At 38.4% G+C, this 14,754-nt stretch carries 14 protein-coding genes; 3 read left to right on the top strand and 11 right to left on the bottom strand.

Annotated elements, in window-relative coordinates:
- The first annotated feature begins 72 nt into the window (after positions 1-72).
- Both ahpC and ahpF read left to right on the top strand, forming a co-directional pair.
- Positions 73-636, top strand: a complete 564-nt coding sequence (gene ahpC, locus IGI67_RS15175) for an alkyl hydroperoxide reductase subunit C (protein ID WP_207110618.1) — start codon at positions 73-75, stop codon at positions 634-636.
- Between the two features lie 9 nt (positions 637-645).
- Complete coding sequence (gene ahpF, locus IGI67_RS15170; RefSeq protein WP_429958249.1) at positions 646-2,178, top strand: alkyl hydroperoxide reductase subunit F; 1,533 nt, start codon at positions 646-648, stop codon at positions 2,176-2,178.
- A gap of 101 nt (positions 2,179-2,279) precedes the next feature.
- Here the strand turns inward: ahpF and spxA are convergent, their stop codons facing one another.
- From spxA to IGI67_RS15115, 11 genes are all read right to left on the bottom strand, one after another.
- Positions 2,280-2,705, bottom strand: coding sequence for a transcriptional regulator SpxA (gene spxA / locus IGI67_RS15165; protein WP_429958248.1), 426 nt, complete (start codon positions 2,703-2,705; stop codon positions 2,280-2,282).
- A 515-nt stretch (positions 2,706-3,220) separates the two neighbouring features.
- Positions 3,221-4,021, bottom strand: a complete 801-nt coding sequence (locus IGI67_RS15160; RefSeq protein WP_429958247.1) for an SDR family oxidoreductase — start codon at positions 4,019-4,021, stop codon at positions 3,221-3,223.
- 18 nt (positions 4,022-4,039) lie between these two features.
- A complete protein-coding gene (locus IGI67_RS15155) occupies positions 4,040-4,387 on the bottom strand; it encodes a hypothetical protein (protein ID WP_429958246.1) in 348 nt (115 codons plus the stop codon).
- On the bottom strand, positions 4,387-5,157 hold the full coding sequence (locus IGI67_RS15150) for an alpha/beta hydrolase (protein WP_429958245.1): 771 nt from the start codon (positions 5,155-5,157) through the stop codon (positions 4,387-4,389). Before IGI67_RS15150 ends, IGI67_RS15155 begins: the two co-directional genes overlap by 1 nt.
- A 13-nt stretch (positions 5,158-5,170) precedes the next feature.
- Positions 5,171-5,986: a PTS system mannose/fructose/sorbose family transporter subunit IID gene (locus IGI67_RS15145; RefSeq protein WP_207110624.1), complete on the bottom strand. Its 816-nt coding sequence runs from the start codon at positions 5,984-5,986 to the stop codon at positions 5,171-5,173.
- Positions 5,979-6,743 carry a PTS mannose/fructose/sorbose/N-acetylgalactosamine transporter subunit IIC gene (locus IGI67_RS15140; protein ID WP_207110625.1) on the bottom strand — a complete coding sequence of 255 codons (765 nt, stop codon included), beginning with the start codon at positions 6,741-6,743 and terminating at the stop codon, positions 5,979-5,981. The genes IGI67_RS15145 and IGI67_RS15140 overlap by 8 nt, the downstream gene beginning before the upstream one ends.
- A gap of 20 nt (positions 6,744-6,763) precedes the next feature.
- Positions 6,764-7,243, bottom strand: coding sequence for a PTS sugar transporter subunit IIB (locus IGI67_RS15135; RefSeq protein WP_429958244.1), 480 nt, complete (start codon positions 7,241-7,243; stop codon positions 6,764-6,766).
- Positions 7,240-7,647 carry a PTS sugar transporter subunit IIA gene (locus IGI67_RS15130; protein WP_429958243.1) on the bottom strand — a complete coding sequence of 136 codons (408 nt, stop codon included), beginning with the start codon at positions 7,645-7,647 and terminating at the stop codon, positions 7,240-7,242. Before IGI67_RS15130 ends, IGI67_RS15135 begins: the two co-directional genes overlap by 4 nt.
- A 131-nt stretch (positions 7,648-7,778) precedes the next feature.
- Positions 7,779-10,367: a sigma 54-interacting transcriptional regulator gene (locus IGI67_RS15125; RefSeq protein WP_429958242.1), complete on the bottom strand. Its 2,589-nt coding sequence runs from the start codon at positions 10,365-10,367 to the stop codon at positions 7,779-7,781.
- A gap of 230 nt (positions 10,368-10,597) precedes the next feature.
- The gene (locus tag IGI67_RS15120) at positions 10,598-11,794 is read right to left on the bottom strand and encodes a 3D domain-containing protein (RefSeq protein WP_429958241.1); all 1,197 of its coding nucleotides are present in this window, start codon (positions 11,792-11,794) and stop codon (positions 10,598-10,600) included.
- A 194-nt stretch (positions 11,795-11,988) separates the two neighbouring features.
- A complete protein-coding gene (locus tag IGI67_RS15115; protein ID WP_429958240.1) occupies positions 11,989-12,768 on the bottom strand; it encodes a putative ABC transporter permease in 780 nt (259 codons plus the stop codon).
- A gap of 413 nt (positions 12,769-13,181) precedes the next feature.
- Here IGI67_RS15115 and IGI67_RS15110 point away from each other — a divergent pair, with 413 nt between their 5' ends.
- Positions 13,182-14,702: a helix-turn-helix domain-containing protein gene (locus tag IGI67_RS15110; protein ID WP_429958239.1), complete on the top strand. Its 1,521-nt coding sequence runs from the start codon at positions 13,182-13,184 to the stop codon at positions 14,700-14,702.
- Positions 14,703-14,754: the final 52 nt, after the last annotated feature.

Raw genomic sequence — 14,754 nt, 5'->3', positions numbered from 1 at the left:
GTTCAGTTTTTCCAGATTTCCTTTTATCAATTAAGAGAAAGCTTTCTCAATATTAATCAGGAGGGTACATTCATGTCATTAATTGGAAAACAAGTTGAAGAGTTTCAAGCGCAAGCCTATCGTCAAGGAAAATTTATCGAGGTTTCTGAAGAAGTTTTACAAGGCAAATGGTCGATCGTTTGTTTTTATCCAGCCGATTTTACGTTCGTTTGTCCAACAGAATTAGAGGATTTGCAAGACCAATATGAAAAATTACAGGAGTTAGGCGTAGAAGTTTATTCTTGTTCGACTGACACTCATTTTACTCACAAAGCATGGCATGACACTTCAGATGCTATCGGAAAAATCAATTACACGATGATCGGTGATCCTTCTCATCACATCTCTCGTATCTTTGATGTTTTAGATGAAGAATCAGGTTTAGCACAACGCGGAACCTTTATTATCGATCCAGATGGAATCGTACAGGCAATGGAAATCAACGCAGACGGCATTGGTCGTGATGCCAGCAGCTTGATCGATAAGATCCGTGCTGCGCAATATGTTCGCACACATCCAGGTGAAGTTTGTCCTGCTAAATGGAAAGAAGACGGCGAAACGCTAAAACCAAGTTTTGACTTAGTCGGCAAGATTTAAGGAGCGCATATGTTAGATAACGAAACGAAAGAACAACTGCAGCAATATCTCGCTTTACTGGAATCGGAGATCGTCTTTTCTGCTAGTTTAAACGAATCTGATGATTCAAAAAAAGTAGAAGATTTTCTGACCGAAGTGGCAGAAATGGACGCTAAAATTTCTATTGAAGCAAAAAAACTGAAGCGTACGCCAAGTTTTGAAATCAACAAAAAAGGTGCGGAGTCTAGTGGAATCATTTTCGCTGGCTTACCGATGGGTCATGAATTTACTTCATTTATTCTCGCTTTGCTGCAAGTTGGCGGGCGAGCACCGAAAATTGAAGACAATATGATTCAACAGATCCAATCCATCGATCGTACATTGAATTTTGAAACGTATGTCAGTTTGACTTGCCATAACTGTCCGGATGTCGTTCAAGCATTGAACATCATGTCTGTGATTAATCCAAAAATTTCTCACACAATGATCGAAGGCGGTATGTACCAAGCTGAAATCGATGAAAAACAAGTAATGGCCGTTCCTACTGTTTTTCTAAACGATGAAGAATTCGATAGCGGCCGAATGACAATCGAACAAATCGTCGAAAAAGTCAGCGGGCCAATGAGCGCAGATGAATTCGCCGACAAAGAGACCTTTGATGTTCTAGTGATTGGCGGCGGACCTGCTGGTGCAAGTTCAGCTATCTATGCCGCTCGTAAAGGAATCAAAACTGGGATGGTCGTAGAAACTTTTGGTGGTCAGGTGCTGGAAACGTTAGGTATCGAAAACGTGATTGGCACGCCTTACGTGGAAGGCCCGCAATTAATGCGCCAAGTAGAGGAACATGTGAAGCAATACGACGTAGACATCATGAAAGGTCAACGTGCCAAATCAATCCAAAAAAATGACTTGATTGAAGTTGAATTGGAAAATGGTGCACAACTGAAAGCGAAAACTGCGATCTTATCCACTGGTGCACGCTGGCGGGCAATCAATGTTCCTGGAGAAAAAGAATTCAAGAACAAAGGGATTGCTTATTGCCCACACTGCGACGGACCTTTATTCAAAGATAAAGAAGTTGTTGTCGTTGGCGGCGGAAACTCTGGTATTGAAGCAGCGATCGATTTAGCCGGTTTGGCCAAACATATTTATGTTTTGGAATTTTTACCAGAACTGAAAGCCGATCAAGTCTTACAAAAGAAACTTTATTCGCTTTCCAATGTCACGGTAATTACCAATGCCGCAACAAAAGAGATCACTGGTTCATCGCACGTAGAAGCTTTGACTTATACCGATCGCCTTACAAATGAAGAACATACACTGAATGTCGAAGGTGTCTTCATTTTGATCGGATTAATGCCAAATACCGAATGGTTATCTGGCACAGTAGCTTTGAGTGAACGCGGAGAAATTCTTACCGACAAGCATGGAGCGACCAACGTAGAAGGGATTTTTGCGGCGGGCGACTGTACTGACAGTGCGTATAAGCAAATCATCATCTCTATGGGTTCAGGTGCTACTGCCGCTCTGGGAGCCTTTGATCATTTGATTCGTCAAACATAAAAATAATCCCTATTCAGTTCTTCTATTTTTATATAGAAGGAAACTGGATAGGGATTTTTATTTTTATGTCTCTGCATGAAGCAGCCGTAAGGCCTCTTAGCTTATGCAAGACTTTCTTTCTGTAGATCCAAATATAGTAAAAATCTAGACATTTTCTTCGAAGTCACTCTGCGAACTTCTCGCGGAATAAATTGATGGATCTCATCTTCGTTGTATCCAACCTGAAATCTAGTTTCATCAAAAACAATTGGGCGTCTTAACAAACTAGGATGCTCTTCAATTACATCTACCAGTTCATTCAATGACAATTCATCAAAATCAATAGCTAATTTTTCATAGACCTTTGATCGTGTTGAAATAATTTCATCCGTTCCCGTTTCAGTCTTTGAAAGAATTTCTTTAATTTCATCTTTCGTTAAAGGATTCGACATAATATTTCTTTCTTCAAAAGCCAATCCATTTTCTTTTAACCAAGCCTTAGCCTTTCGACATGAGGTACAACTAGCTGACGTATACAATTTAATCATTTTACATACACCTTTCTGCTTTTTCATTTAAATTAATAACAAGAGTTATTCTACACATCTAACGATACAACAATTTTATAGACTTGTTAAATAAATCATTAGCGAAAGTCTCCTAAAAAGACACTTAAACTCTTCAACACCGTTCTTTTTATAACATAAAATGATTATTTTTATGAATAAGTTGTCTATGCCAATTTGAGTAAATCATCGATTTATCAAGCTTTTAAAGGCCTAAAGGTTGAAAACTGTATAACAGGTTTAATGTTTTACCTGCGTAGATTATCAATAATTTCTCTAGAAAAAACAAAAATGGTTGTGAACAATTTATCATAAAAATTATATTTTCGATGAAATTTCGGTTCACTTTCTTTATTCCTAGATAAAATAAAAACTTACTAACAAAATCTGGTGATTTCTCTGATACAAAAGAATCGACGAGGCTTTTTAGCAATTTTAAAATCTATTTAGACAATAGAAAAAGTTGACTAAGAAGGTTTTCCTAGTCAACTACTCTTTTATCCTCTCGTTTTTCCGCCAGCAATATTAATAGTGACGCCACTGATATAGCTAGCGCGATCTGACAACAAATAGCACACCAGATCAGCAACCTCAGTTAGTCTTCCACTACGACCTAGCGGAATGGTCTTTACACTAGAATACCCACTGCGCAGCTCCTCCACTGATAAATTTCGAGTATAGGCTAAAGCCGTCTCATACTCTATCGTTCGAAGCCCCGTCTCTTCTAAAATACCCGGCGCCACTCCGACAACTCTAATTCCGTAGCGTCCCCACTCCTTTGCCCAAGATCGAGTAAAACTATTGACCGCTGCTTTCGTAGCTGCATAGATACTCTGGCCCTCAGAACCTTCTAACCCAGCTTCTGAAGAAACGTTCAAAATCACGCCGCTCTTTTTAGTGATCAACACTCTACTTACCGCCTGTGATGCTAAGAAGACACCTTTTTGATTGACGCTAACCATCTTGTCAAAATAAGCTTCAGTCATTTCTTTTTTTTCAGCTGCTAGAATACTATCTACCATTAACGCTGGTAAATTTATTCCAGCATTATTCACTAGAGCGTCAATCGTCTGCCATTTTTTTAAAGCAATCGTTACCATTTTTTCTATTTCGGTTTTCGATCCTATATCTGTTTGAACAAAGAGCAAATTTTCATGGTTGAAGTCCCCATTTTTAAGATCTGCATTAGTAACATATGCTCCTTGATCTAATAAATTTTTGACAATTGCTAGTCCAATACCAGAGGAACCACCAGTCACAATCACGCTCTTTCCTGAGAGATCCAGCCAATCGGGCATCCTTCTCACTCCTTTTTTCTATATCGACTGCCATCTTTTGATAACCACCTCAAGTGTTTCATCTAACCCAAAAATATTCTGAAATATCTGAGTCAATTCATGTTTTGCAAATTCAAGATAATGCGCCTGATAGTCCGTCTCTGTATAATAAAATTCGCTTGCGTCGGGTATTAATAGCAACGTCTGTTCAAGTAAGTCTGGCTGATTTCCTAATTTTCCACTGTATAGAAAAGAGTTAATTGTTTCCTCTTTAGGCAAGATTAGACAAAGAATTCTTGTTATCGATTCTCTTTCTAGATAGAAGGCCATGCTGCGCATATCTTTTTCTAGATAGTCAGAATAGAAATAATAATCCAATCCAATCATTACACCACCTCCAGTTTCCCAGCAGCCTTCAAGAGAGTCAAAAATCTCTGTAAACTCTCATTCCAAAAGAACCAATCATGTCCTCCTGACCATGTTTCAAACTGCAAATCTAATCGATTCTTAGCCTGTTGATTAAACCATTGATTGCTGTGAAAAAGTGCATCCTCTGTCCCACAAGTGAGATAATAAAATGTCTCAGTAACTGAAAGTGTAGTCTCTAGTAGAGTAGCGAGGTTTCGATCGCTTCTTTCGAACATTTCGAATGTACCAAAAACAAATTCGTATCTTCTTTGATTCCAGACCTTCGTCTGCTGCTCTTTATTCCGCATACTGTCAAGAATATTCAGGTCACCAGAAAAACTGCCGATTGCAATATATTCTTTAGGATGAAGTAGGCCTTCGCGACAAGCACCATATCCTCCCATAGATAATCCCGCTAAAATCTTTTGATGATTTTTTACTCCAAACTGAGTTTCTAAAAAAAGAGGAAGTTCTTTAAAAATATGATTTTGACAAGGCTCTTTCCCTTTGATGTTGCAATAATAATTTAACCCTCCTTCAGGCAAGACGAAAAAAACATTTTGTTCTGTTGCATACCGTTCTAATGGTGCCCTACGCACCCATTTTGTATAATCATCTCCGCCGCCATGCAGCAAGTAAATGGGTTTTAAGTGCTGAAGCGGCCGATCCACATACTTAGGAGTTACTAAGATGAAATCAGCCGCGCGTTGCAATGTGAGCGAGTAAAAACTAATCGTTAAAATCCCCATTTGTCTATCTCCTCTAGAAAAGTCCAATCAATGAACCTAAAATCGAAACTGCCAAAATCAAAAGAACTACTTTTGAAGCAGACAGCTTTGCTTTAGTCATCAAGAAGTAAACAAGGAAGAAGGCACTGATGGGTAATAATCCTGGCAGGATTGAATCCAAAGTCTCTTGCAGGACAAAAGTTCCTGCTTTAAAACTAGAATTCAGTGTAATCAAATTGGAAGACAGACAGCCAATCATGAAGAGACCCACGATATTTGCGCCATCTACCGCTTCTTTTAATAGACCTGATGACAAAACATTCTTCACTGAGTTCTTTCCATATTTATAGCCGATGCGATTGAAAACATGTCCTTCAAAATACATAAAAACAGCTAACACCATCATTAATATTGGTGCCCAGATACTGCCTTTTACTGCGATACTGGCACAGCCTGCGGTCACTAAAGTATAGATGGTTGCCAGATCAATCGTATCCCCAATTCCTGCTAGAGTCCCCATCAATCCTGTCTTATAGCTTGTTATCAGTTCGGCTGGAATCTTCTCTTCCTTCGCCTTTTCTTCTTCCATCGCGACAACACTACCAAAAATCAACGATCCCCATGTAGCTTCGGTATTAAAGAAAATCAAATGCCGTTTCAAAGAATCACGCAAATCATCGTCATTCGGATATAGTTTACGCAAAATTGGTGCCATACTGGCACAATAAGCAATCGCCTGCATACGTTCATAGTTCGCGCTGATTTCTGATAACATCCACCATCTCAAATAGGCATAATCGAGATCACGTTTACTAATCACTGCAGGTTTCTCTACTTCTGTTTTAGACATTCGGCTCGCCCTCCCTTAATTCTCGTTTCAAGAAGATAATGATACATGCGATTGAGATAGCTAAAATAATCGACACTAAAACATTCAATTGAGAGACCACCGTCACGAAATAGCCAATAATAAAGAATGGAATATATTGCTTTTTCCCGATCATAATCATGATCATCGCAAACCCAATCGCCGGTAGAATCCCTCCCGCGACCTCCAAACCACCCATCAGCCATTCGGGAATAATAGCCAACACTGGTTTGACAACATTCTCTCCGAAAATATTGACTAGAAACACAGGAGTAAAAAATAATACAAAGTTCGTGAGCATTGGCCAAGTAAAAGCACTTCGCCATAAGCCCTTCAAATCAACTGCTTCAGCACTCTCATCAGCCATTTTGACAAAACGAATATTGACGATTTTCTTTAAGTTGTACAGAAATGCTCCCAGCATAGCTACAGGAATAGCCAATGTTAACGCAACTTCTGTCGACATCCCTGTTTTCAACGCGATCGGAATAATACAAGCTGCCGCAATATTTTCATCTGATGGCAATTGTCCACCCGGTGCAATGACTCCTAAAAAAATTAATTTGATACTACCGGCTAAAATAATTCCTGTCGTGATATCACCGTAGATTAATCCAGCAAATAACCCCATTGCAAAAGGTGTTCCTAATCCCATCCATAAGGTATAACCAAAGTATCCATTCGCGATCCAATAAAGAAACCCCATCACGAAAGCCATTAATAATGTTTGAAAATCCATGGTCTTACCTCCTTTCTTAGTTAAAACAAACCCTTAATAGATGCTAACTTGAGACTTTTATCATCCGGTGTAGAAGAAAAGCTGACCTGTGTCCCCATTTGTTCAACTTCTACTAGTCGCTCAAAATCTGCCTGATCTAAATAGACTCCGCTAAAAACTAACTTACGTCCCGCTTCACTGGGAACACCGCCAACTACCATTTCTCGTAAAACATGACCCTTTTTAACAAACCGATGGCCCGTCGGAATATCTTTAAACAATAAGAAAATGGTCTCCTTATTCTGTGCCAGATAACTTTCCACTTCTTGCTCATTTAATATTTCTAGAATCAATCCTTGCGGTGCAGCCATTTTATAGATTTCTGCCATGAAATCATCTTCTGACAGCATATTATCAACGATGACGACCTTTTTCGCAGGATAATAACGCAGCCATTTGGTGATTACCTGTCCGTGAATTAAACGAAAATCAATTCTGCACATCACGATATTTTCCATCATGTTCGCTCCTCCTTTAACAAATCTGACGTTAATTTGATTCCTTCTTTGCCCTCCTTAACCACCACATTTGCTAATTCATCTAATTCCATTGTCTGCCTTTCCATCACACAAGTAATCAACATAGCCATATTTAATCCAGAGATCGTTCGAACCTTTCTGTGTTTGTTTTCCAACATGGATAGATTAGAGGGAGTTCCGCCATAAAGATCAGAAAAGATGATCACACCATTTAGCTCCTCCATTTCTTTTACCATTTGATTCATTAGGGAAATAAACTGATCCGCTTTTTGTTCTCGTTGCAAGGAACAGGCCTCTATCCATGGTATGTTCCCCAAAATGAACTCCGCACTTTTGATAATTTCTTCTCCATACCTCCCATGTGTTGCTACGATGATCCCTATCATATGTTCTCCGCTCCTTCCTTCACTTTAATAAACGCAAGTTTCGTGCCAAAAAAAGCTGAGGATCAAAAGCAGCACACTTTTGATCCTCAGCCTATAAATTCGTATAAACAGTGGGTTTTCATTGCTTAATTTTACAAGAGATTCAATAATAAATTTAGCTCTTTCGCATGAACTCTTACATTGTATTTTCCTTCAATTACACTTAGCTTTTTCTTTACGATCTGACCTTGTATGCTATTACACTTTTCCGAAGGAGTATTACACTTTTGTTGCTCATTTTCTAATAAGAGTCGTTCAATCATAATAGAAACATGCATTAGCAATATTTTTTTCTCAGATGACGTATAAACCTTTCCGAACTCCAGCTCAATCGCAGTAATAAATTCCTGGACATCATCAATTAATTTCGCAGGGTTCAAAATCGTCAATTGTTCGATCAGATTTCGCAACGTAAACTCTTTAGTGATACGGTCAAGAATTTGCTGAAGCTGTCCTTCCGTAATCTGATTCTTATAAAAGCTGCGAAGAACCTGCTCACCTTTATCGTTAATGAGTTCCTGCAAAGTGATTCCTTCTTGTGAAGTTTGATTTTTTGAAGTTGTGATTAATAAAATTCGTTTGTATTTTTCTTTCAGTCGTTTCATTTCTTCGGGTTGCGTCAAGGTTCGAAAATCACTGCACTGATAGACAACACCTTCATTAACAAAGCATTTTTTCAATACCTTACTAATTTTGTACGCACTTCCCTTTCCTGTTGAGCAGGCGACGATAACCAAACTATTTTTTTCTTTGGAAGGTACATATTTAGAGATGACTTGAACATTTTCTTCTAAATGCTGGAGTGTTTCTTCAATTGATTTTTTTTGTAAGATCAGATTGGCGGCTTCTAAAGCAACTTGTGAGGTGATATTGTTCATGATAGCTATTTCTCCGCTGACTTCCTCTTGAATATCATCGATAATCTCAATCAATGAACCCATATCCACTAAAACTAAAATTCCTTTCGATGTATCGATATTTTTCAAACTTTTGCGCAGCTTACGCAATACTTGATCTTTGGTTGCATTATACGGCATGTCGATGCCTTCAAAAATATATTGGCTATAGGCTTGATTGACTAGACTAGCAATACTTGAAGCGGTAGAAACGCCATGAGATATGATTACTAAAAATGGCAATTGCTGATTTGCAGTGGCATGATAATAAAAATAAAAGAATGCGACCAATAAGAAATAATCGCCTAATGATTCAATGTCTAAATGGATCCGAATCATTTCGACAAATACTTTAGACATTTTGTAAATTTTATAATAATTGCGTTTAATTACTCTAAGTCCTTTTCGATGATTTTCTATTTCTAGATGGTCAATTAGGTGATGATCGACCTGCGACAGCATCTTTGAGAAAAAGAGGACGTGACGCTTACTAAATTTAAACCCATAATTCAATTCAAGATATTCCAAAATATTGCCAATTGGTGAGTGAAAAATGATCACATTATGCGGACTTTCTTCAAACTTCTCAATGTCCTTCATTAATTCCAAAATCATTTCTCGAACTTCTCTTTGATTGTTCTCTAACGTATTTTGCTTAATTAATAAACTAATTAGTTCTTCAAGTTTCTTTTCTGGAAAAGCTTTTAGCTTATCCATAGGCTGCTCATACCTATGAGTGCTGCTGCTTTCGATCAAAATATCCTTGGGGACAAACCTGTAGTTCGTACGATGAATTCGATAAGCATTGGGAACCTCCTGCGTACTGACTCTTAACTGTTCGCCCGTTTGATCATGAACCGCTCGTGCCAAGGACACTCGAATGATATTCTTTAATGTTCCAATATTTCCTTTACCATCAAACATAATCAATAAATTGTATAAATTGCTGGAAATCTCTACATTTTGTCCAATAGCTTGACACTCTTTAGCAAAAAGCTGATAGATAATGCGGTAGCGTTCTTCAACTGGACGCTCGGCATATCTAGGTAAATTGAGCAACAAGGGAATACGCCGGATAAACGTTTCTAATAATACGGACGAAAGTTCCGTGGTAGCAAAAATCAACCGTACATCCACTTCTCGTTCCTTTTGAGAGCCTAAACTTGAAATCACACCTTTGTCTAAATAACGAAACAGCTTTTCCTGTCCAACTGGCGACAGACGATGAACCTCATCTAGAAAAAGGTAGCCTCCATTAGCCTCATCAAAAATTCCTGTTCTATTCGTATCAGCTCCTGTAAAACTCCCCTTTGTATAGCCGAAAAGTGCGGCTGATAGAAGTTCTTCGTTTCTAGCGTAATCCGCACAATTCAACGTTTTAAATGGCGCGTCCTCAGCTATTTGATTTGTGCTGACAGCATAATTAAATACCCGTTCTGCTAAAAAACTTTTCCCAACCCCGCTTTCACCCAAGATCAATAAAGGCAATCCTTTAGGCGGATAGGTTACCGAACTTTTGCAACTGATAATCTGCTTTAACAAACTGCCGTCATATCCAATCACATCTGAAAAACAACGATCTTCTACTTTAGGCTCTCGCAATTGATAGGAAATGGGATACTTATCATTCTTCACTAAAAGTCCTTCACGAACCAATTCATTCAATAGTTTACTGACAGTTGGTCGCGGAATCTCAAGTTCCTGAGTAAGTTGCTTAGTTGTAAAAGTCTGCTTTTTCTCGTAGAAAAAAGCCGTGAGCCGTTCCTTATTTGTATCAGCTTTCATAAACAAACACCTCCCTTTGTACGTATCCATCTTTAATTATACAGCACTGCGTTGAACAAGTTTGGTACTTTCCTTTTTCAACTTACTAATCTTTTAACTCATTTGTTGACTCTATTCAAATACAACACTAGCCCTTTCATTTCTTCGTCCACAAAACCACTGATCGTCTAACAAAGAAAAACAAAAAAGCATCGATCAAAATCAACAGATTTCAATCGATGCTTAAACTTTTAACTAATAACTGTAACTGTTACAGAACGGCGTCCCCATTGGATACATTGTTCAACAGTTGGGAAATGGCAATCAATGATGTTCCCCTTGATCGCACCACCAGTATCTCCAGCAATGGCGATACCATAGCCTGACACCTCTACCATTGAGCCCAGCGGGATAACACTTGGATCAACCGCGACAACTTGCGGATTTTGACGCAAATCAATGCCCATTGCGGTGAAGTACGTATTGACTGATTCAGCACATGAATAGCCAGTTGATTCCATCTGCATTGTCCGACCAGACGTTGTCGGTGTGCTTGGCTCAGCAGGTTTTGCTGGTTCTTGCTTTGGCTGCTCACTTGTTTGTGTGGTTGTTGATTGCTGTGAGCTTGAAGCTGACGCAGCAGGTTTCGATGATTGTGCCGAAGCCTGTGAAGCAGCTTCATTTTTTGCTTTTTCTTCTGCCCGAGCAGCTGCGGCTTGTGCCGCTTTTTCTGCTTCTGCTGCTTTAGCGGCCTCTTTCGCTTCTTTTTCTGCTTTGGCCTTTTGGGCTTTTTCTGCAGCTTGTCTTGCTTTTTCTACTTCTTTATCTTGACTGATTTTCTCTAAGCTTGTTTTATTATTGGCTAGTTCTTGTTTTAAGTTCGCCATTTTATCATCCAGCTTAGTCGTCTCAGCTTCTAAACTTTGACTATCTTTCTTTAATTGGGTTTGGGTCTTTTCCTGTGTTGCTTTCAGCTCAGTTAACTTTTCTTTTGCTTCACCTAAGCTGGCAACTTTTGTTTTTTCCGCGTTTTGGATGACGGACATCGCAAACGCACGATTCAAAAATTCACCAAGATCTTTTGACTCTAACAATGCATTGATTGAACGATCCGTCATTCCATTGACCTGTGCGTTTTTCATTCGTTCGCCGATCGCTTCTTTGCGCTGTTCGATTTTCTTCTCAGTGTCAGTGATCTCTGTCTTCGTTTTTTCTAGTGTTGCTTCATTTTCGCTGATTTTTATCCGAATGTCATTGACCTCTTGATACTTCTCGTTGACATCGTTCAATGCAATTTGCAACTCTCCGCTGATTTTGTCGCTTTGACGAGTGATCGCGGATTCTTTTTTGTCTAATTCATTCAGTGACTCTGCCTGTGCAAAGACTGGTAAAAGTACGTTAGCACCCAACATTAGCGTGGCAACGAACCCAAACGTTTGCTTTCTCACTTAAAAGTCCACCTTTCTATTTACCCTTCGTTATTATACGAAAAAAAGAGGGGCTTTTTGTTTCAGAAGCATTACATTTCATTACAAAACAAAGCACGTTTTAGTAACATTTGTTTTATTTTCTTTTTATTACAGAAAAAAGATAGTCTCCTCAAGTATTAAAGGGACTATCTTTTTGTCATATTTTTGTAATATTATTTTCTTCGCAGCTCTTTCGCCAGTTGACGAATCTCCGTTAATGGACTTTTGATTTCCTTTGACTTCATATTTGGGAAGCTATTCAAGAAACGGCGTTCTTGAAAATTCAGCTTTGGCAATTGTTTACGCCACTCTGGCTGCTCTTTGATTTCTGTCATCCAGCTTTGGCGACGTTCTTCTGCAGCAACCTTTAATTCCCCAAGATCGGTTTGCAATTGTTCCTTTTTCTCTTGAATCGTTGTACTCATCTTATTCATGGCTTGACGTAATGACGCTAAGTTGGCCAATGTAAACCCTAGATCAAAGCTAGTAATCATCAATAAAATCATTGGTAAAAATATGCCAAAGCGCTGCTGCCAATTGAAGATTAACCCCATTAGATAAGGATTTAAGACACGAACGATAAAGACGCAGGCAAGTCCCCAAAAAATGGATACAGGTACAGCAACCCGTCCATTGATATTCAATGGGACCTCTTTATAATCCCACAATGTCAGATGAAAAATCTTTTCTAATAGAAAACTTGTAAGATACTCTAATGCAGTTACTAGAATCAAAGCTAAGAAAAACAGCAGCACGATATTCTGCTGATACGGTTCAATGAAATAGAGTACCCCAACGACCCCAAAACCGTAAATCGGTGTAATCGGTCCTAATAGAAATCCACGATAAACAAAATGCTTCGCTTTGATCGAACAGTAAATCGTCTCCCACAACCAGCCAATAAATGAATAGCAAAAAAATAATAGCACAACAATCGTAAAAAGTTTTTCCATCTTCTCTCTCCCTTAATTAAGTTTAAGACTTGTGCCTAATTATTCCATGGATGGCAAAAAAATACCAGTTTCATGAGTATTCTTCCAACGATTTAGTCATACAAAATTTTGGAAGTCATTTTTCTCTGCTGACTTTTCGCCGTTTATTTCCACTCCAACCAAAATAAACTACTAAACAAAGGTTCTTCTTATCTCTTAAATGGAAACAATAAATCAATAAAAACTTGTCTTTAGAACATTTTAGCCTTATGATTTTTATATAGAAAACGTTTTATTTATATGATTTCCTTCACTATATTCTTGTCATTCATCAAATAAAAAAATTATAGATATTCCCTTTTTATTAATAGGTTTCATCTTTTATCAAAATGGCTAATATGCTGCACAATCAGTCTTTCAAAGGAGGGGTGACGATGGATTTCCGCGGGGTTTTAGGAACGACCAACAAACGGCGCCTACTGTTACTGGAGCATTTGTATTATCACCGAGACGGCCTATCTAGTGACCAATTACTAGACGAACTAGATTGTTCGTTGCCGATTTTGTTAAATGACATCGAATTGATCAATTCAGACAGACCCAATTTTCAAATTATTAAAATAAAAGGTCTCTATCGCATTGTCATAGATAAGTCGATGAGCTTAGGAAATTTATATGCTAATTTTTTGAACATGTGTCCGGAATTTCAGATTATCGAAGAGCTCTTATACGAGGAGTGCGAAAATATCAATGAGCTCTCGAAAAAATTGTATTTGAGCTCCTCTAACACTCAACGCTATCTAAAAAAGATCAAACAAACCTTAACGGAAGCTGGAATGAAATTTTGTTATCGACCACTACGAATAGAGGGCGATGAGGGTGAGATTCGAAACTTTTATTATCGTTTTTATAGTGAACGGCAAAGCGCTTTTGAAAGTACCCTACCAAAATTACCCTCTGCTCATTACCATATTATTGAACGGTATGTACAGGACTTTGTAGACATGAATGGCATCCATCAAAAATATATTTTCCAAAAACGGCTGATTTACAGCATGTATATCAGTTTTTGGCGAATTAAAAGCGGCCATACTTTTCCAAAGGAGCAGTTAAGGACTGAAAAGATCCTTCTACCGATGGCACTTTCCTATAAAATGCTGCAACAAGCCGTTAAAGATGGCGTAGATTTAGAGCTTACACCAGAAATGCTGCGGGACGCATTGTGGCTGACTTTTTCAGATTCTATCGTATTCAGTCTGCTACATCGGGAAGTCGCTTTAGCAGAAAATCCTAAATATAGAAGACTGTTTATGCAGCATTATTCTTTAGCGGAAGAATTCAATCAATTACTAGGAAATCGTCTAACCAAATTGAATCGACTTGATTTGGCTACTGTACTGAACAATGATTTTTATCTATGTGAGCCAAATGGAAAATACATCGGAGTCTTATGGCGTAATCGTTCTGTTTTCCTCCAAGAAGTATCTAGCGTATACCGACGAGGAGTGCAAAAAGTTAGAGACCTCGTAGAACGTTTCGTCACCAAATACCATATGTATCAGGAAGAGGATTTCATTCAAAACTATGTTTATTTACTGGTCACGACTGAAGTAAATAGTCTAGAGTGGCTTGCTGAACAAGATCCCTTGTTAAAAGTCTTATTACTATCTGATTTGACGCCAACCGAAGAAAGCTTTCTTGCAAAACAGATTTCCGATACTATTTATGGCAATTTCGAAATCGTTCTTTTCGAGCAATTATCAGGTGGTACTCCCAATCTTTGGAAGGAGCTAGATAATTACGACTGCTTAATCACAACAGGCGCTTCAAAAGGCTTGCCGGATGATTATCCTGTCGTAGTCATTGATCCCTTCTTAACAACGCAAAGCGTCCAATGGATCCAAGAAATGATCAGTAATCTCTCAAAACAGCGAGAACAAATCACAGCAGAATAACTAGGAACAAGCAGCAGAAATCCTTCTGTTGCTTTTTTATTTGTCAAACAAG

The organism is Enterococcus sp. AZ196 (assembly GCF_050498845.1).
Classification (GTDB): Bacteria; Bacillota; Bacilli; order Lactobacillales; family Enterococcaceae; genus Enterococcus_A; species Enterococcus_A murrayae.
This window is presented reverse-complemented; position numbering and strand designations above follow the sequence as displayed.

Coding starts and splice junctions, on each gene's coding strand:
- ahpC (WP_207110618.1), top strand. CDS start 73: ATGTCATTAATTGGAAAACAAGTTGAAGAGTTTCAAGCGCAAGCCTAT.
- ahpF (WP_429958249.1), top strand. CDS start 646: ATGTTAGATAACGAAACGAAAGAACAACTGCAGCAATATCTCGCTTTA.
- spxA (WP_429958248.1), bottom strand. CDS start 2,705: ATGATTAAATTGTATACGTCAGCTAGTTGTACCTCATGTCGAAAGGCT.
- IGI67_RS15160 (WP_429958247.1), bottom strand. CDS start 4,021: ATGCCCGATTGGCTGGATCTCTCAGGAAAGAGCGTGATTGTGACTGGT.
- IGI67_RS15155 (WP_429958246.1), bottom strand. CDS start 4,387: ATGATTGGATTGGATTATTATTTCTATTCTGACTATCTAGAAAAAGAT.
- IGI67_RS15150 (WP_429958245.1), bottom strand. CDS start 5,157: ATGGGGATTTTAACGATTAGTTTTTACTCGCTCACATTGCAACGCGCG.
- IGI67_RS15145 (WP_207110624.1), bottom strand. CDS start 5,986: ATGTCTAAAACAGAAGTAGAGAAACCTGCAGTGATTAGTAAACGTGAT.
- IGI67_RS15140 (WP_207110625.1), bottom strand. CDS start 6,743: ATGGATTTTCAAACATTATTAATGGCTTTCGTGATGGGGTTTCTTTAT.
- IGI67_RS15135 (WP_429958244.1), bottom strand. CDS start 7,243: ATGATGGAAAATATCGTGATGTGCAGAATTGATTTTCGTTTAATTCAC.
- IGI67_RS15130 (WP_429958243.1), bottom strand. CDS start 7,647: ATGATAGGGATCATCGTAGCAACACATGGGAGGTATGGAGAAGAAATT.
- IGI67_RS15125 (WP_429958242.1), bottom strand. CDS start 10,367: ATGAAAGCTGATACAAATAAGGAACGGCTCACGGCTTTTTTCTACGAG.
- IGI67_RS15115 (WP_429958240.1), bottom strand. CDS start 12,768: ATGGAAAAACTTTTTACGATTGTTGTGCTATTATTTTTTTGCTATTCA.
- IGI67_RS15110 (WP_429958239.1), top strand. CDS start 13,182: ATGGATTTCCGCGGGGTTTTAGGAACGACCAACAAACGGCGCCTACTG.